Source organism: Aquaspirillum sp. LM1, assembly GCF_002002905.1.
Classification (GTDB): Bacteria; Pseudomonadota; Gammaproteobacteria; order Burkholderiales; family Aquaspirillaceae; genus Rivihabitans.
Genome location: NZ_CP019509.1, coordinates 2,142,501 through 2,164,745, shown reverse-complemented (window position 1 = coordinate 2,164,745; position 22,245 = coordinate 2,142,501). Strand labels below are relative to the sequence as shown.

At 62.9% G+C, this 22,245-nt stretch carries 16 protein-coding genes, 1 rRNA gene, 1 pseudogene and 1 CRISPR repeat array (1 of these 19 cut by a window edge); of the genes and pseudogenes, 3 read left to right on the top strand and 15 right to left on the bottom strand.

The features are described from left to right. Positions 1–13 precede the first annotated feature (13 nt). The 3 genes from BXU06_RS09305 to BXU06_RS09295 form a co-directional block, all read right to left on the bottom strand. Positions 14–1,027 (bottom strand): putative 2-aminoethylphosphonate ABC transporter substrate-binding protein, encoded by a 1,014-nt coding sequence (locus tag BXU06_RS09305; protein WP_077298902.1) that lies wholly within the window; start codon positions 1,025–1,027, stop codon positions 14–16. Between the two features lie 173 nt (positions 1,028–1,200). After that, entirely contained in the window at positions 1,201–1,932 is a 732-nt protein-coding gene (gene phnF / locus BXU06_RS09300) for a phosphonate metabolism transcriptional regulator PhnF (protein WP_171982177.1), read from the bottom strand. Positions 1,933–2,019: 87 nt separating this feature from the next. Next, entirely contained in the window at positions 2,020–2,520 is a 501-nt protein-coding gene (locus BXU06_RS09295; protein WP_077298898.1) for an HPP family protein, read from the bottom strand. Between the two features lie 110 nt (positions 2,521–2,630). Between BXU06_RS09295 and BXU06_RS09290 the strand changes: the two genes are divergently transcribed. Then, positions 2,631–3,185, top strand: coding sequence for a TetR/AcrR family transcriptional regulator (locus BXU06_RS09290; RefSeq protein ID WP_077298896.1), 555 nt, complete (start codon positions 2,631–2,633; stop codon positions 3,183–3,185). Between the two features lie 19 nt (positions 3,186–3,204). Here BXU06_RS09290 and hemW read toward each other — a convergent pair whose 3' ends face one another. From hemW to ccoG, 4 genes are all read right to left on the bottom strand, one after another. Then, positions 3,205–4,401 (bottom strand): radical SAM family heme chaperone HemW, encoded by a 1,197-nt coding sequence (gene hemW / locus BXU06_RS09285; RefSeq protein WP_077298894.1) that lies wholly within the window; start codon positions 4,399–4,401, stop codon positions 3,205–3,207. After that, on the bottom strand, positions 4,398–4,997 hold the full coding sequence (gene rdgB / locus BXU06_RS09280) for an RdgB/HAM1 family non-canonical purine NTP pyrophosphatase (RefSeq protein ID WP_077298892.1): 600 nt from the start codon (positions 4,995–4,997) through the stop codon (positions 4,398–4,400). The genes hemW and rdgB overlap by 4 nt, the downstream gene beginning before the upstream one ends. Positions 4,998–5,421: 424 nt before the next feature. Beyond that, positions 5,422–6,483, bottom strand: coding sequence for a tRNA dihydrouridine(20/20a) synthase DusA (gene dusA / locus BXU06_RS09275; protein WP_256364046.1), 1,062 nt, complete (start codon positions 6,481–6,483; stop codon positions 5,422–5,424). Positions 6,484–6,770: 287 nt separating this feature from the next. After that, positions 6,771–8,144 carry a cytochrome c oxidase accessory protein CcoG gene (gene ccoG, locus BXU06_RS09270; RefSeq protein ID WP_077298890.1) on the bottom strand — a complete coding sequence of 458 codons (1,374 nt, stop codon included), beginning with the start codon at positions 8,142–8,144 and terminating at the stop codon, positions 6,771–6,773. A gap of 132 nt (positions 8,145–8,276) precedes the next feature. On the opposite strand from ccoG, the gene BXU06_RS09265 reads away from it, so the two are divergent. Further along, positions 8,277–9,698 carry a PLP-dependent aminotransferase family protein gene (locus tag BXU06_RS09265; RefSeq protein ID WP_171982176.1) on the top strand — a complete coding sequence of 474 codons (1,422 nt, stop codon included), beginning with the start codon at positions 8,277–8,279 and terminating at the stop codon, positions 9,696–9,698. A gap of 148 nt (positions 9,699–9,846) precedes the next feature. Then, a CRISPR array of direct repeats spans positions 9,847–10,656; the repeat unit is 28 nt; unit sequence GTGAACTGCCGAATAGGCAGCTGAGAAA. Positions 10,657–10,735: 79 nt separating this feature from the next. Here the strand turns inward: BXU06_RS09265 and BXU06_RS18630 are convergent. The 8 genes and pseudogenes from BXU06_RS18630 to BXU06_RS09220 all read right to left on the bottom strand — a co-directional run. Next, positions 10,736–10,867: pseudogene (locus BXU06_RS18630) on the bottom strand (helix-turn-helix domain-containing protein); the annotation flags it as partial. 185 nt (positions 10,868–11,052) lie between these two features. Then, positions 11,053–12,999, bottom strand: a complete 1,947-nt coding sequence (locus BXU06_RS09255; RefSeq protein ID WP_077298886.1) for an acetoacetate--CoA ligase — start codon at positions 12,997–12,999, stop codon at positions 11,053–11,055. Between the two features lie 1,172 nt (positions 13,000–14,171). Further along, positions 14,172–15,089, bottom strand: a complete 918-nt coding sequence (locus tag BXU06_RS09245) for a hydroxymethylglutaryl-CoA lyase (RefSeq protein ID WP_171982175.1) — start codon at positions 15,087–15,089, stop codon at positions 14,172–14,174. A 35-nt stretch (positions 15,090–15,124) separates the two neighbouring features. Continuing rightward, positions 15,125–17,083 (bottom strand): acetyl/propionyl/methylcrotonyl-CoA carboxylase subunit alpha, encoded by a 1,959-nt coding sequence (locus BXU06_RS09240; RefSeq protein ID WP_077298880.1) that lies wholly within the window; start codon positions 17,081–17,083, stop codon positions 15,125–15,127. A gap of 54 nt (positions 17,084–17,137) precedes the next feature. Next, the gene (locus BXU06_RS09235) at positions 17,138–17,947 is read right to left on the bottom strand and encodes an enoyl-CoA hydratase/isomerase family protein (RefSeq protein ID WP_077298878.1); all 810 of its coding nucleotides are present in this window, start codon (positions 17,945–17,947) and stop codon (positions 17,138–17,140) included. 16 nt (positions 17,948–17,963) lie between these two features. After that, positions 17,964–19,562, bottom strand: a complete 1,599-nt coding sequence (locus BXU06_RS09230; RefSeq protein ID WP_077298876.1) for a carboxyl transferase domain-containing protein — start codon at positions 19,560–19,562, stop codon at positions 17,964–17,966. 31 nt (positions 19,563–19,593) lie between these two features. Next, a complete protein-coding gene (locus BXU06_RS09225) occupies positions 19,594–20,766 on the bottom strand; it encodes an isovaleryl-CoA dehydrogenase (protein ID WP_077298874.1) in 1,173 nt (390 codons plus the stop codon). 130 nt (positions 20,767–20,896) lie between these two features. Beyond that, positions 20,897–21,292 carry a MerR family DNA-binding transcriptional regulator gene (locus tag BXU06_RS09220; RefSeq protein ID WP_077298872.1) on the bottom strand — a complete coding sequence of 132 codons (396 nt, stop codon included), beginning with the start codon at positions 21,290–21,292 and terminating at the stop codon, positions 20,897–20,899. Positions 21,293–22,012: 720 nt separating this feature from the next. Between BXU06_RS09220 and BXU06_RS09215 the strand changes: the two genes are divergently transcribed. Continuing rightward, positions 22,013–22,245 (top strand): 16S ribosomal RNA (locus BXU06_RS09215) (it continues 1,305 nt past the right edge of the window).

Sequence of the window (22,245 nt, the reverse complement as noted above, 5' to 3'; positions counted from 1 at the left end):
GATCGGGCGGGGCTTACTTTGGCTCGGACTTGCCGTCGTAGCGCTTGCTCCATTCGGCCAGAATCCGCTCGCGCTGCGCAGCCGACCAGCGCAAATCCTGCTTGACCAGACGCTTTTCGTAATCTGCCGGAATATGCGGGTTGGGCTTGGCCACGCCCGGCATGGCGACAATGGCAAAGTTCTTTTCGTACTGCTCATTGGCCGACTGCGATGCCGACCAGTCGGCCAGCTTCTTGGCAGCGTCGAGGTTCTTGCTGCCCTTCATGATGGCGGTGGCCTCCACATCCCAGCCCAGGCCTTCTTTGGGAAAAATCACCTCGATGGGCGCGCCACTGTCTTTCAGCTTGGCGGCGCGATACTCAAACGAAATGCCCACCGGAAACTCGCCCGCTGCCGCCTGCTTGCACGGCTTGGAGCCAGAATGGGTGTACTGGGCAATGTTCTGGTGCAGCTTGTCCATATACGACCAGCCGTCTTTTTCGCCAAACAGCAGCAGCCAGGCGGTCACGTCAAAATAGCCGGTGCCAGAAGACGCCGGGTTGGGCATGACAATCCGGCCCTTGTATTCCGGCTTGAGCAGGTCTTTCCAGCTTTCCGGCTTTTTCAGGCCCAGCTTGGCGGCTTCAACCGTGTTGAAACAGATGGCCGACCCCCAGACATTCATCCCCACCCAGCTGGGCGGGGTGGCGTTGTCCACATACTGACGCGACAGACTGGCCAGGTTTTTGGGTGCATAGCCGTGCAGCATGCCTTCTTTTTCCAGCACCAGCAGCGAAGACGCCGCCACCCCCATCACCACATCGGCCTGCGGGTTGGCTTTTTCTGCCAGCAGCTTGGCGGTGATGATGCCGGTGGAGTCGCGCACCCAGCGCAGCTTGATCCCCGGCGTGTCCTGTTCAAATTTTTGCTGGTATGCCTTGAGCTGATCGGCTTCCAGCGCGGTGTACACCGTCAGCGTGGTGTCGGCCAGAACAGAAACGCTGGCCAGGGAAAGGGCCGCCGCGTAGAGAAGGGAAGTTGCCTGCATGTCAGTCGCCTTGCGTTGCGTTGGGATGCTGCGCACTCTACCCGGCCAAGATGACACGCTAATTACATCTAGACGTCTAGATGACTTTTTGCACAAAAAAAATACACGCGGGGAGATCAACCGGGGGTCGGCAGCGGCTGAACGGGTGCAGCCTCCAGCCCGCCTCACCCGGCTTATAAATTCTCCGGCGTGACTTCAATCTGCACGGTGTCCCCGCCAAAGCGGGTAATCCCGTACTCAATCGGCACACCATCGACGTCGGCGTAGACACTTTCCACATACAGCACCGGCTGATGCTTGCCTTGCTGCAGCGCCTGCGCCACTTCCGTGCGCGGCAGCCGTGCGCTGATGCGGCTGAGCACCCGGTTGAAGCGGGTAATTCCCAGTCGGCTGAAAGCTTCGCTGGTGCTTTTGCTGGTGCGATACACCTCAATCAGCCCGTCAAAGCGCGGCAGCGGAAAATACTGGGTGCACACGCTGACCACCTTGCCATCGGCCAGATCAAGCGATTCCACCCGCAACACCGGGCTGGCCGCCGCCACCGCCAGCAGAGTGGCCACCGGCGCGCTGGCCGGCTCAAAATGGCAGGACTGGATATCCACATCGCTGACCAGATGCTGCCCCGCCAGACTGTGCGAAAAGCGGCTGGTTTTGCCCAGCCGGTAGGCAATCATGTCTTCCTGTACAAACGTACCCCGCCCGCGCTCAATGCGCACCAGCCCCTTGTGCTGCAGACTCTGAATCGCCTGGCGCACAGTGTGCCGGTTCACCTGAAACCGTTCGGCCAGCGCCTGCTCGTTGGGCAGCCGGCCAGTCAGCTGGTGGCCAAGAATCTCCTGGCTGAGGGTGGCTTCAATTTGCAGCCACAGGGCGGTGCCCGCCGGGCGGGAAGTGCGTGCAGACATGGGGAGCAGGACAGGGTCAAAAGGGCAGAGGGACGCTGAACATAGCATATCCCGGCCAGAGACGGGGAGCAGACGGCTGGGGTTGCCTCACCACCAGTAGCGCGGATAGCTGCCGCGCTGGCGCAGATTGTTCATGACCCAGGCCACCGCCACAATGACCAGCGAGCCGGCCAGCACCGGGGTGAGCAAAAACGCCAGACTTGGCTGTACGCTCATCACCAGCAGCGGGTTGGCCCCGGCGGGCGCGTGCAGCGTGCGGGTATGCTGCATGGCCATCAGCGCCAACCCCACCGCCAGCGCCTGCGCCCACCAGTCATGGCCCAGTGTGTACCACACCAGCAGCCCCACCAGGGTGGTGACCATATGCCCGCCAATGATGCTGCGTGGCTGCGCCAGTGGCGAATCCGGCAGGCCAAATGCCAGCACGCAGCTGGCCCCAAAAGGCGCCATCAGCCAGACAGCCCCGGAAGCCTGCGACAGCCATGCGGTGATGGCAATGGCCAGCCCGGCACCACACAGCGACACCAGGGTAAAAGGTAGTGACGGTGCGGGTGGCGCACTGGATGCCAGCTTGAGTTTGATGCGCATGATGCAGCCCTTGCGGAATGGAAAACACCACAAGGATACTGATCGGTATACCATTATGTCAACAGATCGGTATACTGCTGGTTTTCCACCGCACTTCACCAACCCTTGCCATGACCACCGCAGACCAGATTATTGACGCCGCACTGACGGCGTTTTACCAGAATGGGTTTCACGCCAGCGGCGTAGACCAGCTCAGCGCCGCCGCCGGGGTGACCAAACGCACGCTGTATCGGCATTTTCAAAGCAAGGAAGGCTTGATTGAGGCGGTGTTGCAGTGGCGTGACCAGCAGTTCATGCAGGAGATGCAGGCGGCAGTGGAAGCCGAATCGCCCGCCCGGCGGCCACTGGCGTATCTGGAATTTCTCCAGCGCTGGGGACAGCGCTCACAGTTTAATGGCTGCCTGTTCATCAATGCCGCAGCAGAATACGCGCGCGCCAGCGATGGGCCGCATGGCCAGGCCAAAGCGCACAAGGCGCGGGTGCAGGCGTATTTGCTGCAGTTGTGCCGCCAGGCCGGTCTGGCCAACGCCAGTGTGCTGGCGGCCCAGTTGTTTGTGCTGGGAGAAGGGCTGATTGTCGCCAGCCAGGTCAGCGGGGCCGACGTCGGGCAAGCCGAAGCCGTATGCGCAGCGTGGCGCTGCCTGAGTGGCGACAATCACGGCTGACGCCTGGTGACGGCGCTGATTATGTCGTGGTTTCCGGCAAGAACACCTCAAGCAGATCATTCAAAAAGCGCTGGCCCAGCAGGGTGGGCCGCACCAGGCCCTGTTCCCGCGCCAGCCAGCCGCGCTGCTCGGCCTGTTCCAGCGCCGGCAGGATGGCACTGAGCGGCAGGCCAGTGCGCTCGTTGAACAGACTCAGGGCAAAACCGTCGGTCAGGCGCAGCGCGTTCATCATGAATTCAAACGCCAGATCAGCCTGCGCCACCGGCTGGCTGCTCTGCACCTGGCTGCCCTGCGCCACGCCGGCCAGATACGCCGCCGGCTGTTTGTGGCGCATGTCGCGCTGAATGCGGTCATGAAACGACAGCTTGCCATGCGCGCCGGCACCAATGCCCAGATAATCGCCAAATGTCCAGTAGTTGAGGTTGTGCTGCGCCTGGTGGCCAGGCAGGGCAAATGCCGAGGTTTCGTAATGGACAAACCCTGCCGCCGCCAGCCGCGCTTCGATGGCCTCCTGCATATCAGCCGCCAGGTCGTCGTCGGGCAGATTGGCCGGCGGGCGGGCGGCAAACAGGGTGTTGGGCTCCAGCGTCAGGTGATAGGCCGACAGGTGACGTGCCCCCAGTGCCAGTGCTTGTTCAACGTCGGCCAGCGCCTGGTCCAGCGTCTGACCGGGCAGGGCGTACATCAGATCCAGATTAAACGTGTCGAAATGGCGGCTGGCCTGCTCGGCGGCGCGGCGCGCTTCGGTGGCGCCATGAATGCGGCCCAGCGCGCTCAGGTGGCCAGAGTTAAAGCTCTGCACGCCAATCGACAGCCGGTTTACCCCGGCAGCGCGATAGCCGGCAAACTGGGCGATTTCCAGCGTGCCGGGGTTGGCTTCCAGAGTGATTTCCGCATCCGGATTGAGCTTGAGCCGGGCGTCCAGCGCGCGCAGCAGGCGGTCGATATGCGCCGGGCTGAACAGGCTGGGCGTGCCGCCGCCCATGAATACCGTCTGCACTCGCCGGCCCCAGATCAAGGGCAGGGCGCTTTCCAGGTCGGCAATCAGTGCGTCGATATAACCGTCTTGATCCAGCGCGCTGCGCGGTTCGTGCGAGTTGAAGTCGCAATACGGGCATTTGCGCACACACCAGGGAAAGTGAATGTACAGCGACAGCGGCGGCAGGCTGTCCAGCCGCCAGGCGGCGGCGCGCGGGTGAAATTGCAGCGGAATCATGCCGGCCCCAGTTCGGCCAGCTTGGCTGCCAGCGCGCGCATGGCCAGGCCACGATGGCTGACGGCGTTTTTGGCCGTGGCGTCCATTTGCGCTACCGACACACTTTCGCCCTGCGCCTGGAACAGCGGGTCGTAGCCAAAGCCGCCGTCGCCTTGCGCGGTGCTGAGCACCTGGCCGCGCCAGATGCCGTCGGCGATGATCGGCTGCGGGTCGTCGGCGTGGCGCACCAGCACCAGCACGCAGTAATAATGGCCGCTACGCGGGGTTTTTCCGTCCAGCGCGGCCAGCAGGGCGGCGTTGTTGCGCGCGTCGGATTTGGGTTCGCCAGCAAAGCGTGCGGACAGCACGCCAGGCGCGCCGCCCAGGGCATCGACGCACAGGCCGGAGTCGTCGGCCAGCGCCGGCAGGCCGGTGAGCCGGCTGGCGTGGCGGGCTTTGGCCAGGGCGTTTTCGATAAAGGTGTGGAAGGGTTCTTCGGCTTCTGGCACGTTCCGTTCGCCCTGGGCGATGACTTGGCAGCCCAGGGGGGCGAGCAGGGCGGAGAATTCGCGTAATTTGCCGGCGTTATTGCTGGCCAGCACCAGTTTTGTCAACATTTGGAATCCTGGAATTTTTTGGCATGCTAAATTCATGCTGATTTGGAGGCACCGCGCTGATGCGCGGTGTTGTATTTTTGCGCGGGAGTTCGTCCCGCAGCCGACCTTCTTTCTTTGCTTCGCCAAAGAAAGAAGGCAAAGAAAGGCGACCCGGGCGCGCGGTCAGCGCCTACGGCGCTGACTCCCCTGTGCTTCTCGAAAACCGGGGCCGCCCCGAACTTGCGCCGGCTACGCCGTCGCTTCGAACATGCGGGGCGGACATCCCCCCGGTTTTCTGCGATGCTCGGCGCGCTTTACGGGAGGAAAAGCGGCTAAGCACAACGCGCTCAGACCTGTCACCGTGTGGCCAGTCCTCGGGGGAATCACGGCCTGACTACGTCAGGTTAAGGTGCGCAGCAAACCGCCGCCAAGGCCGAAATCCCGCTCAAAATACCCGCGTGTCAGTACGGTTTCCTGTTCCCAGCGAGGTTCCCAACGGGCAGGCTTCCTGCAACAGCGCCACCCGTTTTTCCGCCAGCCGGCGGCTGTCGGACAGCAGTTGGCGGAAACGCCGCGCGCCCGGCTGGCCCTGATACAGGCCCAGAATATGACGGGTAAGGTTGTTCATCCGGTTGCCTTCGGCCAGCTCGCGGGCCACATAAGGCAATATCGCCTCAATCACCGCCTCGCGGCTGAGCACCGGGTGATCATCGCCATAATAGCGGGCGTCGAACGCCGCCATCAGATAGGGGTTGTGATACGCCTCGCGGCCAATCATCACGCCATCCACATGCTGCAAATGGCTGTCGATATCTTCCAGCGTGCGCACGCCGCCATTGATCAGGATTTCCAGCTCGGGGCGTTCTTGTTTCAGCCGGTACACATAATCGTACTTCAGCGGCGGGATTTCCCGGTTTTCCTTGGGCGACAGGCCCTTCAGGATGGCGTTGCGGGCATGGACGATAAAGGTGGTACAGCCAGCGGCGGCCACGGTGTCGACAAACTCGGCCAGATAGCCGTAATCCTCGACCTGGTCGATGCCGATGCGGTGCTTGACGGTGACCGGAATGCTCACCGCGTCGCGCATGGCCTTGACGCAATCCGCCACCAGTGGCGCTTCGTTCATCAGGCAGGCACCAAACGCGCCGCGCTGCACCCGCTCGGATGGGCAGCCAACGTTCAGGTTCACCTCATCATAGCCCCAGTTTTCCGCCAGCTTGGCGCAGTGCGCCAGGTCCGCCGGCTCGCTGCCGCCCAGTTGCAAGGCAATGGGCGATTCGATCGGGTCAAAGCGCAGGTGGCGCGGAATGTCGCCATGAATCAGCGCGCCGGTGGTGACCATTTCGGTGTACAGCCAGGTGTGGCGGGTGATGTGGCGGGCAAAGTAGCGGTAATGGCGGTCGGTCCAGTCCAGCATCGGTGCCACGGCCAGGCGGCGGGGCGGCAGGCCGGCACTGGCGCAGGCATGGTCTGAAACTTGATGGCTTGCTGTGTTTTCTACGGTCACACCCAATTTAACCCCGTTCCCTGACGTCTGCTGCGGCTCATGCCACGCCAGACGCCATGTGTCTGTGAAGGAAGCGCGCTTGCCGCCCCCGGCGCACGGCAGGCGGCAAGCCACCCTAAGTGCATGAAAAAGCCGGGAATTATCCTGCGCCATTTGGGGTGGGGTCAAGCTGGGGGTCATCGCAGAGTGCCATCCGGGCACTGGAGACAGCGCCACGCCGCTGGATGCGTGCGCAACAAACCCGGTGAGCATGGTGTGAGACCGCCTCACCGGCCATCTGTTGGGGCTTATTCGCCAATAAACACACTGTCTTCGGTTTTTACCATCGCCGGGTCATCCAGGCTGACCACCTGCAGGCGAATCGGCTGGGCCTGGCGCTGGCCCTGTGCCGGGTCGATCTGCACCCTGGCGTAAAAGCTCACCTGGCCCTGCGCCGGCAGCAGCGGCTGTGGCGGGTCGGTTTGCACCGTGGCTCCTGGCAGGCCGGCCACCTGCAGCTGCAGGCGGTGGGGGCGGGCATCGGCGTTGAACACTTTCAGCTGATAGGCGTTTTCCAGCTGGCCCTGATTGGTTTCCCGCACCAGAAACGCCCGGTCGCGCAACACATTCACATGCATCGGCGTGCGCTGCGCCAGGCCCAGCGCCATCAGGCCAAGCGTGGTGACAATCAGGCCGAGATAAATCAGCGGGCGCGGACGCAGCCAGCCCACCCGCGCCGGGCGCTGTTCGGCCTCGCTGCGCGGGGTGGTCAGCCGGATCAGCCCACGCGGGGCGTTCAGCTTGTCCATCACCGTGTCGCAGGCGTCGATGCATGCGCCACAGCCGATACAGGCGTATTGCAGGCCATCGCGGATATCAATGCCGGTGGGGCACACCTGCACGCACAGGCTGCAATCCACGCAATCGCCACGCGGCGCGCTGGCCTGGCCCTGGCGACGCAGCGCACCGCGCGGTTCACCGCGCCGGGCATCGTAGGCCACCAGCAGGGTGTCGTCGTCAAACATGGCGCTCTGAAAACGCGCATACGGACACATATGCAAGCACACCTGCTCGCGCAGCCGGCCCGCCAGCAAATAGGTAAACCCGGCATACGCCAGCAGCCAGAACAGCGTCCAGCCGCCCAGGCTGCCATCCAGCACGCTGGCCCACAACGCGGGTGCCGGTACAAAATACGCCACAAAGCCAAAACCAATCACCAGGCTGACCAGCAGCATCAGTGCATGGCTGGCCAGCTTGCGCGCCAGATGCGCCGGCTGCCAGGGCGCAGCGGCCTGCTTGAGCCGCGCCGGACGGTCGCCTTCAACCGCCCGTTCAATCCACAGCATGATTTCGGTATACACCGTTTGCGGGCAGCTATTGCCACACCACAGCCGCCCGGCCAGCGCCGTCCACCAGAACAGCGCCAGCGCGCAGACAATCAGCACCCCGGCCAGATACACCAGGTCCTGCGGCCAGAAGCTCCAGCCAAACAGAAAAATCCGCTGGTCCTCCAGGTCCAGCCACACCGCCTGGCGACCATCCCAGCGCAGCCAGGGCGTGCCCAGAAAAATCAGCTGGGTAAGCAGCACAAATGCCACCCGCACGGTATTGAATCGCCCACTCACCAGCTTGGGCACACAGGGGCCGCCCGCAACGGGGCGACGGGAAGGGGATGCAGCCATGACCGACTCCGGACAAACACAATGCCGCCCAGCGTAGCCGCCCTGTCTGTGCTCCTCAAGGCACAGAAAATAGCCATTGTCAGGAGCACAGCAAACCGGCATGCTGCGTGCCTCGCCCTTCTGGATGCCCCCATGACTGCCGAACTGTCCGCCCCTCGCCCGCTGCTACGCTATCAGCAGGTGCTGAGCCACTGGTGCGACGCCATTCGCCACGGCCAGCTGCCGGTGGGCGCGCGGCTGCCGTCGGTGCGCGAGCTGGCCCGCCAGCACGGTGTCAGCCTGACCACCGCCCGGCGCGTGGTGGAAGAACTGCAAGCCGGTGGCTGGATCGACACCCGACCCCGGCAAGGCCTGTTTGTGGCCGAGCCGCGCCTGCCGGCCCGCTCCGCCCCCGCCGACCAGCCGGCCACCGTCAGCATTGCCACCCTGGCGCTGCGCCTGTTTGCCAGTCTGCGCGACCCGGCGATCGCCCCGTTTGGCTCGCCGTTTATCGATCCGGCCTGGCTGGACATTGCCGGGGTAAACGACCACCTGTGCCGGGCGGCGCGGCGATTTTCACCCGAGCGCGGCCTGGCCGACCTGCCGCCCGGCCACGACGCCCTGCGCCAGCAGATTGTGCGCCGCAGCCTGCACCATGGCTTCCGGCTGGCGCGTGACGAGCTGCTGATCACCTGCGGTGCGATGGAGGCACTCAACCTGGCACTCAAGGCGGTGGCCCGCCCCGGTGCGGTGGTAGCAGTGGAATCCCCGGCATTTTACGGCCTGCTGCACGCCATCGAAACCAACGGCATGCAAGCGCTGGAAATCCGCACCGACCCAGACACGGGTATGGATCTGGACGACCTGGCCGCCGCCCTGGGCCGCCACCCGATTGCTGCCTGCATGCTGATGCCCTCGCTGCAAAACCCGCTGGGCAGCATCATGCCCGCCCCGGCCCGCCAGCGCCTGCTGCAGCTGGCAGTGCAGCACGACTTTGCCGTGATTGAAGACGACGCCTACCGCGAACTGCTCCACCCCGGCAGCCCGCCCCCGCTGAAACACAGCGACCCGGATGGCCGGGTGCTCTACTGCGGCACCTTTGCCAAAGCCTTCTCCCCCGGCCCGCGCATTGGCTGGCTGGCCGCTGGCCGCTACACCGAACGCGCGCTGCTGCACAAACTGATGAACACCCTGAGTACGCCCATCCCCAACCAGATGGCCGTGGCCAGCTACCTGCGCGACACCCGTCCAGAACGCCGGCTGGCGCGGCTGCGCGACAAACTGGCCAGCAACCTGGCCCGGCTCAGCGACACCGTGCGCCAGCACTTTCCCGAAGGCACCCGCCTGACCGCCCCGCCCGGCGGGTTTTTTCTGTGGGTGGCGCTGCCGGAACACTACGACACCCTGGCACTGTACCCACACGCCCTGAGCGCCGGCGTCAGCTTTGTGCCCGGCGCGCTGTTTTCCCCCAGCGGCCGCTTTGGCCATTGCCTGCGGCTGAACGCCGGCTTTGCGCTGGACGACGCCGTGCTGGCGCGGCTGGCCGGCGTGGGATGGACAATGGGCAACGGGTAAGTGCCTGGCAAGGCGGAACCCTTTTTTTGTGGGGACAGGAAGAGGATTGTAAAATCAATGACTTATGGAAAGCAGAGAAAAGAGGGTAAACTGGAGGTATTGCTGGGAAAACGCCGATGTGGCAAGGACTTGGCAGCGAGGTGGTCTAGTGAACTGCCGAATAGGCAGCTGAGAAAGCGTATTTATTGGACGCTATATGTCCATCTAAGTGAACTGCCGAATAGGCAGCTGAGAAACAGATCAAGCAGGAGCAACGCAATGCAACCGAGGTGAACTGCCGAATAGGCAGCTGAGAAAAAGGGGCTGGGGGCGAGCTGGACCCGGCGCAGGTGAACTGCCGAATAGGCAGCTGAGAAAATCATGTCGCTGCTGAAACGGTTTTCGTTGTCGTGAACTGCCGAATAGGCAGCTGAGAAAGATCAACCACCACGCCCAGGGGTAGCATTACCGTGAACTGCCGAATAGGCAGCTGAGAAACACGCCCGAGAGCTGCCCAACGATGGGCCTAGAGTGAACTGCCGAATAGGCAGCTGAGAAATAGGCGGGCCGCACGGCGATGGCTTTGTTATCGTGAACTGCCGAATAGGCAGCTGAGAAATGGTTCGGCGCTCGTCAGCGGCGACGCGGGCCGTGAACTGCCGAATAGGCAGCTGAGAAAGCAAAACGCGCACTTCAAATGGACGACGACACGTGAACTGCCGAATAGGCAGCTGAGAAAAGCCCCGCAGCAGCGCCCTGGGCCGTGATGGTGTGAACTGCCGAATAGGCAGCTGAGAAATGAGGGGCTGGGGGCGAGCGCAGCGCGCCCCGGTGAACTGCCGAATAGGCAGCTGAGAAAAGGTCAGCGTGGGTCATCGGTTGCTGGGCGCTGTGAACTGCCGAATAGGCAGCTGAGAAAAAAGAAACTTGGCGGCAAAGCTCAGCTCTTGGGTGAACTGCCGAATAGGCAGCTGAGAAAACACGGCATTCTCCGCGCTGTGGTGCCACTCGGTGAGCAGCTTGCACAGGCCCGCATAGTCCAGTTTCTTCTCTGCACGCTCGTAGCGCGCCTTCTGCAACGCCAGCGCCTTGTTGAACACGAAGCGGCACGAGCCAGCGAAGCGGCGCATGTCGCGCTGCTGTTGGCCGGTCGGCATCAGTTCATATTTGTAGGCTTGAAGGCGTTGCATACGGGTATTTTTACAGTCCATACCCATTGATGGCAAGGACGGCTACGCCGTCCGCGCTACCTTTCCCCGCCCTGAACGGCGGGACTTGCCGCGCACCACGTCAGAGGGCCGAGGCAGAACTGCCGCTGACCCTCTGTTCCCTGTGCATGCTGCATCCCAGATGGCTGTTGCGTGTGTGCGGCCCCCTAGCTGCGCAGTTCTTCCCGATCGCGGAAGTGCTCAAGCGCTTCCGGGTTGGCCAGCGCGCCCAGGTTGTTCACCGGCTCGTCGTGGATCACGTTCTTCACCGCCAGTTCGACAATCTTGCCGCTGAGGGTTTTCGGGATATCCGCCACCTGTACAATGCGCGCCGGCACATGGCGCGGGCTGGCCCCCTGACGGATCTGGCGGGCAATGCGTTCGCGCAGTGCGTCGTCCAGCGTGACGCCGGGGCGCAGTTTGACAAACAGCACCACCCGCTCGTCGCCGTCATGGCGCTGGCCGCAGGCCAGGCTTTCCAGCACTTCTTCCACCCGCTCCACCTGCCGGTAGATTTCCGCCGTGCCGATGCGCACGCCGCCGGGGTTGAGCACCGCGTCCGAGCGGCCATAGATCACCATGCCGTCGTGCGCAGTCAGCTCGGCAAAGTCGCCGTGGCACCAGACATTGGCAAAGCGGTTGAAGTAGGCGTTGTGGTATTTGCTGCCATCCGGGTCGTTCCAGAAACCGATTGGCATGCTCGGGAAGGGCGCGGTGCACACCAGCTCGCCTTTTTCCTCGCGCACCGGCTGGCCGGCTTCGTTCCAGATGTCCACCGCCATGCCCAGGCCCCGGCATTGCAGCTCGCCGCGATACACCGGCAGCACCGGGCTGCCCAGGGCAAAGCAGGAGACAATATCAGTGCCGCCGGAAATCGACGACAGCTGCACATCGGCCTTGATGTCGCGGTAGACGTAATCAAAGCCTTCTGCCACCAGCGGCGAACCGGTGGAGAAAATCGCCCGCAGTGCGCTCAGGTCATGGCTGCGCGCCGGTGCCAGCCCTTGTTTGGCGGCGGCGTCCAGGTATTTGGCCGAGGTGCCAAAGTGGGTGCCGCGCTCGCGGGCGAACCAGTCCCACAGCAGTTGGCCATCCTGGGCAAACGGGCTGCCGTCAAACAGCAAGAGCGTGGCTTCGCTGGCCAGGCCGCTGGCCAGCCAGTTCCACATCATCCAGCCGCAGGTGGTGAAATAGAAAAACCGGTCGCCCGCACGCACATCGGCGTGCAGCCGGTGTTCTTTCAGGTGCTGCAACAGCGTGCCACCGGCACCGTGGACAATGCACTTGGGTTTGCCGGTGGTGCCGCTGGAAAACAGGATGTACAGCGGGTGATTGAACGGCAGGCGGGCAAAGTGGATATTGCCGCCAGGCTGGCCAGCCAGCCAGTCGTCCCAGCGGATCACGCCCGGCAGCGCGGCCACGTCGTCACGACCGGTGTAGGCCACTACCACCACTTGCAGCGTGCCGGGCAGGCCAGCCGCAATGGCCGCCACTTTGTCGGCCATTGCCACGGTTTTACCGTTGTAGTAATAGCCATCTGGCACCAGCCACACTTTGGGCGCAATCTGGCCAAAGCGGTCGAGCGCGCCGTCAATGCCAAAATCTGGTGAACACGACGACCAGATCGCCCCCAGGCTGGCGCTGGCCAGCATGGCGATGACCGCTTCCGGCATGTTTGGCAACATGCCTGCCACCCGGTCGCCGGCCTCCACCCCGGCCTGGCGCAGTGCTTGCGCTGCGCGCGATACCTGCTGGTACAGCTCGGCCCAGCTCAGCCGCCGTTCAACCTGGCCTTCGCCGCAAAACACCAGCGCCTCACCGTCATCGCGGCGCCGCAGCAGGTTTTCGGCAAAATTCAGCTGGGCGTCGGGAAACCAGCGGGCGTTGCGCATCTCGGCTGCCGGGCACAAGGTGGCATCGCCGGGCTGGCCAATCACCTGGCTATCGTCCCACACCAGCCGCCAGAACGCCGCCGGCTCGGCTAGGCTCCAGGCGTGCAATGCGGCCTGATCCGGCAAATCCCGCCCGGCCAGTGCCGCCGCCCGCGCCCGAAACCGCGTCATCGCGCACTCGGCAACCCGCTGCGGGTTGGGGGTCCACAAAGGAGTGTGCATGGTGAAGCCTCCATAATCACCGCCCGGTCTTGCCGGACGGCATGATGTTGTGATGTCAAATGCAACAGATACTGTACAAAACGATTGAGCACCGTGCCAGAGTCGGTTATTGGCGTGACTGTGATGGAATTGATCTGTATTTTCACCAGGGGAAATGCCACTGCCTGAGATACTTCGCCACCATCATTGCGCCCCACTCCGTCATTCCCGCGCAGGCGGGAATCCAGAAACTCACCACGGCGTGGTACGGATGAATCCTCAACAAACAGCGGCCAAAGCAATGTCACCGTCAGCCCGCCGTGGAAATTTGCCTGGGTCCCCGCCTGCGCGGGGACGACGCGGCGGGGGGTGGAAAATCTGGCTGCGGTGCGCAACCGTTGCCTGACTGTAACCAAGCGAAATGCCACTGCCTGAGATACATCACTCCCCCGCAATTCAATCCACCGCCCATCACATCCCACCCCGTCATTCCCGCGCAGGCGGGAATCCAGAAACTCGCCACAGCGTGGTATGGATGAATCCTCAACAAGCAGTGGCCAAGATAATTTCACCATCGGCACGCCGTGGAAACTTGCCTGGGTCCCCGCCTGCACGGGGACGACGCGGCGGGGGGTGGAAAACCTGGCGGAGGCATGCAACCGTTGCCTGACTGTAACCAAGCGAAATGCCACTGCCTGAGATACGTCACTCCCCCGCAATTCAATTCACCGCCCATCGCATTCCACCCCGTCATTCCCGCGCAGGCGGGAATCCAGAAACTCGCCACAGCGTGGTATGGATGAATCCTCAACAAGCAGTGGCCAGGGTAATTTCACCGTCGGCATGCCGTGAAAACTTGCCTGGGTCCTCGCTTACACAGGGACGACGATTTTCTCCGGTTTCTCCGGCATTCCCCATGCTGATATAAAACTCAGCCGGTCGTGCCTCACCGCTGTACCCCCGTAAAGCCCGCCGAGCATCGCAGACAGTCAGGGGGCTGTCCGGCACGGTTGTTTGAGCGGCAGCGAGTTTCCGGGCCGGCCCTGACTGTCGAGAAGCGCAGGGCACCCGAAGGGCGGGTGTCCCGGGTCGCCTTTCTTTGCCTCCTTTCTTTGGCGAAGCAAAGAAAGGAGGGCGGGCACGGGGTGCAACCCCGTCTCAATTCAACCCCAGCCATCCCGCGTCAGCGCAGCTCAGCGCTCACTTCCCCGCTTGGCCAACAACGCCCTTGCCACCCGCGACGCCGGCGGCTTACCCAAAACCCCACTGATCAAGGCACTGGCGTCCAGCAAAGCCTCCAGCGACACCCCGCATTCCACCCCCAGCCCATTGAGCAGCCACACCACATCCTCGGTGGCCACATTGCCCGACGCCCCTTGTGCATACGGACATCCGCCCAGCCCGGCCACCGAGCTGTCAAACGTCGCCAGTCCGCACTCCATGGCGGTGACGATATTGGCAATCGCCATGCCGTAGGTGTCATGAAAATGCCCGGCCAGCTGGCTGACTGAAATCTGCGGCAACAGCACGTCCAGCAGTCGGCGCACCCCGGCTGGCGTGCCCACGCCGATGGTGTCGCCCAGCGAAATTTCCGTGCAGCCCATGTCCAGCAGACGCAGGCTGACCTCGGCCACTGCCTGCGGGGCGATGTCGCCTTCGTAGGGGCAGCCCAGCACGCACGACACATAGCCGCGCACCGTCACGCCGTGCTGGCGGGCGGCGGCCATGACCGGGGCAAAGCGCGCCAGGCTGTCGGCAATGCTGCACTGGATATTGCGCTGGGAAAAACTTTCGCTGGCGGCGGCAAATACCGCCACTTCACGCGCGCCGGCGGCCAGCGCGGCGTCAAAGCCTTGCAGATTGGGGGTGAGCACCGGGTAGTGTAGCGGGCTGGCGGCTGGGTTGAGCGCGCGCACGATGTCGGCGCTGTCAGCCATTTGTGGCACGCGCTTGGGCGAGACAAAACTGCCGGCTTCGATATGGGTGAGGCCGGCGGCGGCCAGGTGCCGGATCAGTTGCAGCTTGACGTCGGTTGGCACTGGCGTGGCTTCGTTCTGCAAGCCGTCGCGTGGGCCAACTTCCACCAGGGTGACATGAGAGGGATAGCGCATGGCGGGCATCCTGTGCAATGAGTGGCTGGGTTGGGTCAGGGCAGCACAAAGTCCAGCAGGTCGCTGCCTTCGCTCACCTGCTCGCCCACGGCAAAGTAAAATGCCGCCACATGGCCCGGCCCAGGCGCAACCAGCGTATGTTCCATCTTCATGGCTTCCAGAATCATCAGCGGTGCGCCTTTTTCCACTGGCTCACCCAGCGGGGCAAGCAAGGCCACCACCCGACCGGGCATCGGTGCTTTCAGGTGGGTGTCGCCATGCTGGGCATCGGCTTCAGCGGCATACGGATTGGGCAAGGTGAAGACGCTCAGGCCCTCGGGCAGGTAGATATGCAGGGCGTCGTTGTGCTGCAGGCAGTCGGCATGCAAACGCTGGCCAGCCAGATGCACGGTGAGCTGGCTGGCATGGCGTTCAGCGCTGAGCACATGCTGGCTGTTGTCGGGCAGGGTGAGGGTCCAGCGGCCATCGGCGTGGTGGGTGACCCGTACTGCCAGCGGGTGGCCGTGGTAGCCCAGATGCAGGGTGCGTTGCCATTCGGCGTTCAGCCGCCAGCCGGGGTGAGCGGTATGCCGGGCTTCGCCAGTCAGCTGCCAGCAGGCGGCGGCCAGCAGCGCCGGGAGGGCGGGCTGGGCGCTGGCCGGTGGCAGCAGTTCGGCGTGGTGGCGGGCAATCAGCCCGGTATCCAGATCGGCCTGGGCAAACGACGGATGCGCAGCCAGTCGGCGCAAGAAGGCAATATTGGTGGTGACCCCCAGCACGCGGTAGTCGGCCAGCGCGCTATCCAGCCGGGCCAGCGCCTGAGCGCGGTCCTGGCCCCAGACAATCAGCTTGGCGATCATCGGATCGTAGTAGGGGGTGATGGCGTCACCCTGCTGCACACCAGTGTCCACCCGCACGCTGTCGCTTTCTGCCGGCGGGCGCAAATACACCAGCTGGCCGGTGGCGGGCAGAAAGTCGCGGTCGGGATCTTCGGCATAAATCCGCGCTTCGATGGCGTGGCCATGAATGCCCAGCGCCTCCTGGCTGAGCGGCAATGGCTCACCTGCGGCTACGCGCAGCTGCCAGGCCACCAGGTCCTGGCCGGTGATCATTTCGGTGACCGGGTGTTCCACCTGCAGGCGGGTGTTCATTTCCATGAAGTAAAAGCGCCCGTCTGGCTCGGCGATGAATTCCACCGTGCCGGCACCCACATAGCCCACTGCGCGGGCAGCGGCACAGGCGGCTTCGCCCATGTCGCGGCGGCGCTCGGCGCTCATGCCAGGGGCTGGCGCTTCTTCCAGCACTTTCTGGTGGCGGCGCTGCACCGAGCAGTCGCGTTCAAACAGATACACCGTATGACCCTGGCTGTCGGCAAATACCTGAATTTCAATATGCCGGGGTTTTTGCAGATAGCGTTCAATCAGCACACGGTCGTCGCCAAAGCTGGCGCTGGCTTCGCGCCGGCACGAGGCCAGCGCGTCGGGAAAGTCGGCGCTGCGCTCGACAATGCGCATGCCCTTGCCACCGCCACCAGCCGAGGCCTTGATCAGCACCGGGTAGTCGATCTGGTCGGCTTGCCGGTGCAAAAAGTCGGCGTCCTGTTCGTCGCCGTGGTAGCCGGGCACCAGCGGCACCTGGGCGCGCTCCATCAGCTGTTTGGCAGCGGATTTGCTGCCCATGGCGGCAATGGCGCTGGGCGGCGGGCCGACAAACACCACGCCGGCGTCGGCGCAGGCCTGGGCAAATTCGGCGTTTTCCGACAGAAAACCATAACCGGGATGGATGGCTTCTGCGCCACTCTGGCGGGCAATGTCCAGAATCAGCTCGGCGCGCAGATAGCTGTCACGCGCCGGAGCCGGGCCCAGTCGCCAGGCTTCGTCGGCCAGGCGGACAAAGCGGGCGTTGGCGTCGGCATCGGAGTAAACGGCAATGGTGCGAATGCCCAGTTGGCGGGCGGTGCGGATGATCCGGCAGGCGATTTCGCCCCGGTTGGCAATCAGGAGTGAGCGGAACATGAAACGTCCTTGTCGCAATGGGCCGCCAGCGCCGGGGCTGGCGGCAAGATTGGGTCAGCCTGGGGTGCCGCGCCTGGCTGGCAGCCAGTTGGGCGGGCGCTTGTCCATAAAGGCGCTCAGGCCTTCGCGGGCTTCGGGCTGGGTGCGCACGCGGGCAATCTGCCAGGCGGTTTTTTCCAGCAGGGCATCGTCCAGCGGCGAGCCATCGCGCAGGTCGGCCAGCAGCAGTTTGGCCTCGGCCTGGGCGGCGGGGGCACCTTTGCACAGTTCCTGCACCAGCTTGCTGATACGGCTGTCCAGCTCGCTGGCCGGGCAGATGTCGTGTACCAGGCCCAGCTGGCGAGCCAGCGCGGCGTCGATGCGTTCGGCGGAGAGAAAATACCGGCGTGCCTGCCGCCAGCCGATGGCGTCGGCCACATAGGGGCCGATGGTGGCCGGAATCAGCCCCAGCCGCACTTCCGACAGGGCAAACATGGCGCTGTCGGCAGCCAGCGCCATATCGCAGGCGGCGGTCAGCCCGGTGCCGCCGCCATAAGCCGGGCCATGTACACGGGCGATGGTGGGCTTTTGCATGCGGTACAGGGTTTTCAGCATGCGCGCCAGCGCCAGCGCGTCGGCACGGTTTTTTTCTTCGCTGTAGTCCGCCGCACGGCGCATCCAGGTGAGGTCGGCTCCCGCAGAAAAACTCGGGCCGCGCCCGGCCAGGATGACCACGCGCACGCTATCGTCGCTGTCGAGCACGACAAAGGCACGGGTCAGCTCGGCAATCAGCGTTTCGTTGAAGGCGTTGTGCAGCTCGGGGCGGTTCATCCACACCGTGGCAATCGGGCCGTTTCGTTCCAGTTCGAGGGTTTCAAAGTACATGGTGGCGTCCTTGTGGCTACATGCGGAACACGCCAAAGCGTGTGGGCTCCACCGGCGCATTCATCGCCGCCGACAGGCCCAGGGCAAGCACGTCGCGGGTTTGCGCCGGATCAATGACGCCATCGTCCCATAAACGGGCGCTGGCATAGTAGGGGTGGCCCTGACGTTCGTACTGTTCGCGCACCGGGGCCTTGAGCTTTTCTTCGTCCTCGGCGCTGAATGCCTCGCCCAGCTGCTCGCGCTTGACCTGGGCCAGCACGCCAGCAGCCTGTTCGCCGCCCATCACCGAAATGCGGCTGTTGGGCCACATCCACAAAAAGCGCGGGCTGTAGGCGCGGCCACACATGCCGTAGTTGCCCGCGCCAAAGCTGCCGCCAATCAGCACGGTGAACTTGGGCACACTGGCGCAGGCCACGGCGGTGACCAGCTTGGCACCGTCACGGGCAATGCCGCCGTTTTCGTATTTTTTGCCCACCATGAAGCCGGTGATATTTTGCAGGAACACCAGCGGAATGCCGCGCTGGCAGCACAGCTCGACAAAATGCGCACCCTTGAGCGCCGACTCGGAAAACAAAATGCCATTGTTGGCAATGATGCCCACCGGCCAGCCATCCAGATGGGCAAAGCCGCACACCAGGGTGGTGCCGTAATTCTGCTTGAATTCGTCCAGCACCGAGTCGTCCACCAGCCGGGCGATGATCTCGCGCACGTCAAACGGCTTTTTGGCGTCCACCGGAATCACCCCGTACAGTTCTTCGGCAGCGTAGCGTGGCGGCAGGCTGTCGCGACGCAGCGGGCCGGGTGGCTTTTGTCGGTTCAGGTGGCTGACAATCTGCCGGGCCAGGCCCAGCGCGTGGGCGTCGTTCAGCGCGTAGTGGTCGGCCACGCCAGAGATGCGGGTATGCACATCGGCACCGCCCAGTTCTTCGGCGGTGACCACTTCGCCGGTGGCAGCGCGCACCAGCGGCGGGCCACCCAGAAAGATGGTGCCCTGATTGCGCACAATGATGGATTCGTCGGCCATGGCCGGTACATAAGCGCCGCCGGCGGTGCAACTGCCCATCACCACGGCAATTTGGGGAATCCCGACCGCGCTGAGGGTGGCCTGGTTATAGAAAATGCGGCCAAAGTGGTCACGATCGGGAAACACTTCGTCCTGCAGCGGCAGAAATGCCCCACCGGAGTCCACCAGATAGACACAGGGCAGCTGGTTTTCCCGGGCGATGTCCTGCGCGCGCAGGTGTTTTTTCACCGTCATCGGGTAGTAGGTGCCGCCCTTGACCGTGGCATCATTGGCCACAATCATGCATTCGGTGCCGGCAATCCGGCCAATGCCGCTGATCATGCCGGCACCGGGGGCATCGTTGTTGTACATGCCATACGCCGCCAGCTGGGACAGTTCCAGAAATGGCGAGCCAGGGTCAGTCAGCAGGTCGATGCGTTCACGCGGCAGCAGCTTGCCGCGCGCCACATGTTTGGCGCGCGGGCCTTCGCCGCCGCCCAGCGCATTGCGTGCCACGGTGTCGCGCAGGTCGGCCACCAGCCGCTGCATCTGCGCGGCATTGGCCTGAAAGTCCGCTGCGCGCGGGTTGAGCTTGGAATCAATAATCGGCATCTGGGCCTCCGTTGGACGATAAGGATGTCACTCAGCCTTGTTCGGCCATCAGTTCGCGGCCAATCAGCCAGCGGCGGATTTCGCTGGTGCCCGCGCCAATTTCATACAGCTTGGCGTCGCGCAGCAGACGACCTGCTGGGTAGTCGTTGATATAGCCATTGCCGCCCAGGCACTGGATGGTATCCAGCGCCATCTGGGTGGCGCGTTCGGCGGCGTACAGAATCACCCCGGCGGCGTCCTTGCGCACCTGACGGCCCCCTTCACCCCGGTCCAGTGCCTGACCTACCGCGTACACATAGGCGCGGCTGGCCGATAGGCTGACGTACATATCAGCCAGCTTGCCCTGCATCAGCTGGAAGTTGCCGATCGGTTCGCCAAACTGCTGGCGCTCTTTCAGATAAGGCACGGTGATGTCCATGCACGCCTGCATGATGCCCAGCGGGCCGGCGGCCAGCACCGCGCGTTCATAGTCCAGGCCACTCATCAGCACCTTTACTCCTTCCCCCACCTGGCCGAGCACGTTTTCTGCCGGCACTTCGCAATCGTCAAAAAACAGCGGGTAGGTGTTGGAGCCGCGCATGCCCAGTTTGTCCAGTTTGGCACCGGCTGAAAAACCCTTGAATGTCTTTTCAATGATGAAGGCGGTCATCCCGCGTGCGCCGGCGGCTGGGTCAGTCTTGGCGTACACCACCAGCGTATCGGCGTCGCCACCGTTGGTGATCCACATCTTGCTGCCATTGAGCACATAGCGGTCGCCGCGCAGTTCGGCGCGCAGCTTCATGCTGACCACATCTGAGCCAGCGTTGGGCTCGGACATGGCCAGCGCACCGACATGCTCGCCGGAAATCAGCTTGGGCAGGTATTGCTGCTTTTGCGCCGCTGTGCCGTTGCGGCGAATCTGGTTGACGCACAGATTGGAGTGCGCGCCATAAGACAGCGCCACCGATGCCGACGCCCGGCTGATTTCTTCCATGGCGATCATGTGTGCCAGATAACCCATATTGGCCCCGCCGTATTCTTCTTCCACGGTGATGCCCAGCAGGCCCATCTCGCCCAGCTTGCGCCATAGCGCCGGCGGAAACTGGTTACTTTGGTCAATCTCCGCCGCGTAGGGGGCAATCTCCTGTTCGGCAAAGTGGCGCACGCTGTCACGCAGCATGTCCAGTTCTTCACTCAGGGCAAAATGCAGGCTGGTATACGACATGGTGATGGTCTCCTCGGTGGTCGGGCTGGGCGACGACAAGTGTGCGTGGCGGACCCGGTTTAGTATGGGGTAAGTCAGTCGCTAGTGTATTACGCTTACGTAAACGTAAATCAAGCGGTACGGCGAAAAATTATCCACCATCGGCGCGCAGCCCCGGCGGCTGCAGCACGCTGTGGCAGTATTGTTCCAGCTGTTCGATATCGTGCATCACCTGCTCAATGTCTTCACGCTGTTGGATCAGCTGTTTCTTGCGGTCGGTCAGGCGGGCCAGTAGCTTGATGGCCTGGGATGATTCATCGCGAGCAACTTCATATAAATCAATAATTTCAGAGATTTCTGCCAGCGAAAGCCCCAGGCGCTTGCCGCGCAGAATCAGCTTGAGCCGCACCCGGTCGCGCGCCGCATACACCCGGTTGCGCCCCTGGCGTTGCGGCGACAGCATGCCCTGTTCTTCGTAAAAGCGGATGGTGCGCAAGGTGACCGTAAACTCGGCGGCCAATTCGGTAATGGTGTAGGTGTGGCGCATGGTGGTGATGTATTTATCTAACGTTTACGTAAGCGTAAAGTAACCTTGCCGGCTTGGCAAGCAGCAAATGGGCGGGATATCCGTGTTGGGGCGGGGTGGTGAGTGAGTGGATGAGGTGGGTTGGGGTGGGGTTGGTGTCTGAGTATGCCTAGGTCAAGCCGGGTAAACTGAGTCAAACATTTTTTACATATATAAGGAATAGCCAGGAATCCCCTGCTCAGCACCCATTGCAGCCCGCTTGCCGGCTTTTTTGCCTTGCCACTGCGTGCTGGCGGGGTCAGAACGGGCAATTTTTACCATTCTGCTCTGGCGTCGGGTGGTTTTTTGCGGCTTTTTTGCCATGTGTTCGCAGGGTGTGACAGCGATTTTGCGAGGGTGTGAAACTTTTTTGCGGTTTTTTGCAAAAAGTTTTCCGTGTTATTTCAGCGGTTTATCGTGTTTTTCACGGTTTTGCACAAAAAAGTGTGTTTTGGGGTGTTGACGGTTTTTCAGGTGGTGCGTATAGTTCGCCTCTCTGCTGCTGACGCAGAAAACGAAACGAAGCGAAACAAACCGCTGACGTTACCGGTTTCTGGGTTGGAAAGCAACTGCTCTTTAACAGAATGACAACCGATAAGTGTAGGCGCTTGTTCCGAGGAACAAGAGCTTGCACAAGAATGATCAAAGAATCGTTAGATTCTCTGAGAGTTTGCGTCAAGCGAAGTAATATTTGCAGAGATTGAACTGAAGAGTTTGATCCTGGCTCAGATTGAACGCTGGCGGCATGCTTTACACATGCAAGTCGAACGGCAGCACGGGTGCTTGCACCTGGTGGCGAGTGGCGAACGGGTGAGTAATGCATCGGAACGTACCTATCAGTGGGGGATAACACATCGAAAGATGTGCTAATACCGCATATTATCCGAGGATGAAAGCGGGGGACCTTAGGGCCTCGCGCTGATAGAGCGGCCGAT

What these genes read in the sequence shown, in the direction of transcription:
- BXU06_RS09305 (WP_077298902.1), bottom strand. Translation starts at nt 1,027, where the DNA reads ATGCAGGCAACTTCCCTTCTCTACGCGGCGGCCCTTTCCCTGGCCAGC.
- phnF (WP_171982177.1), bottom strand. Translation starts at nt 1,932, where the DNA reads ATGTCTGCACGCACTTCCCGCCCGGCGGGCACCGCCCTGTGGCTGCAA.
- BXU06_RS09295 (WP_077298898.1), bottom strand. Translation starts at nt 2,520, where the DNA reads ATGCGCATCAAACTCAAGCTGGCATCCAGTGCGCCACCCGCACCGTCA.
- BXU06_RS09290 (WP_077298896.1), top strand. Translation starts at nt 2,631, where the DNA reads ATGACCACCGCAGACCAGATTATTGACGCCGCACTGACGGCGTTTTAC.
- hemW (WP_077298894.1), bottom strand. Translation starts at nt 4,401, where the DNA reads ATGATTCCGCTGCAATTTCACCCGCGCGCCGCCGCCTGGCGGCTGGAC.
- rdgB (WP_077298892.1), bottom strand. Translation starts at nt 4,997, where the DNA reads ATGTTGACAAAACTGGTGCTGGCCAGCAATAACGCCGGCAAATTACGC.
- ccoG (WP_077298890.1), bottom strand. Translation starts at nt 8,144, where the DNA reads ATGGCTGCATCCCCTTCCCGTCGCCCCGTTGCGGGCGGCCCCTGTGTG.
- BXU06_RS09265 (WP_171982176.1), top strand. Translation starts at nt 8,277, where the DNA reads ATGACTGCCGAACTGTCCGCCCCTCGCCCGCTGCTACGCTATCAGCAG.
- BXU06_RS09255 (WP_077298886.1), bottom strand. Translation starts at nt 12,999, where the DNA reads ATGCACACTCCTTTGTGGACCCCCAACCCGCAGCGGGTTGCCGAGTGC.
- BXU06_RS09245 (WP_171982175.1), bottom strand. Translation starts at nt 15,089, where the DNA reads ATGCGCTATCCCTCTCATGTCACCCTGGTGGAAGTTGGCCCACGCGAC.
- BXU06_RS09240 (WP_077298880.1), bottom strand. Translation starts at nt 17,083, where the DNA reads ATGTTCCGCTCACTCCTGATTGCCAACCGGGGCGAAATCGCCTGCCGG.
- BXU06_RS09235 (WP_077298878.1), bottom strand. Translation starts at nt 17,947, where the DNA reads ATGTACTTTGAAACCCTCGAACTGGAACGAAACGGCCCGATTGCCACG.
- BXU06_RS09230 (WP_077298876.1), bottom strand. Translation starts at nt 19,562, where the DNA reads ATGCCGATTATTGATTCCAAGCTCAACCCGCGCGCAGCGGACTTTCAG.
- BXU06_RS09225 (WP_077298874.1), bottom strand. Translation starts at nt 20,766, where the DNA reads ATGTCGTATACCAGCCTGCATTTTGCCCTGAGTGAAGAACTGGACATG.
- BXU06_RS09220 (WP_077298872.1), bottom strand. Translation starts at nt 21,292, where the DNA reads ATGCGCCACACCTACACCATTACCGAATTGGCCGCCGAGTTTACGGTC.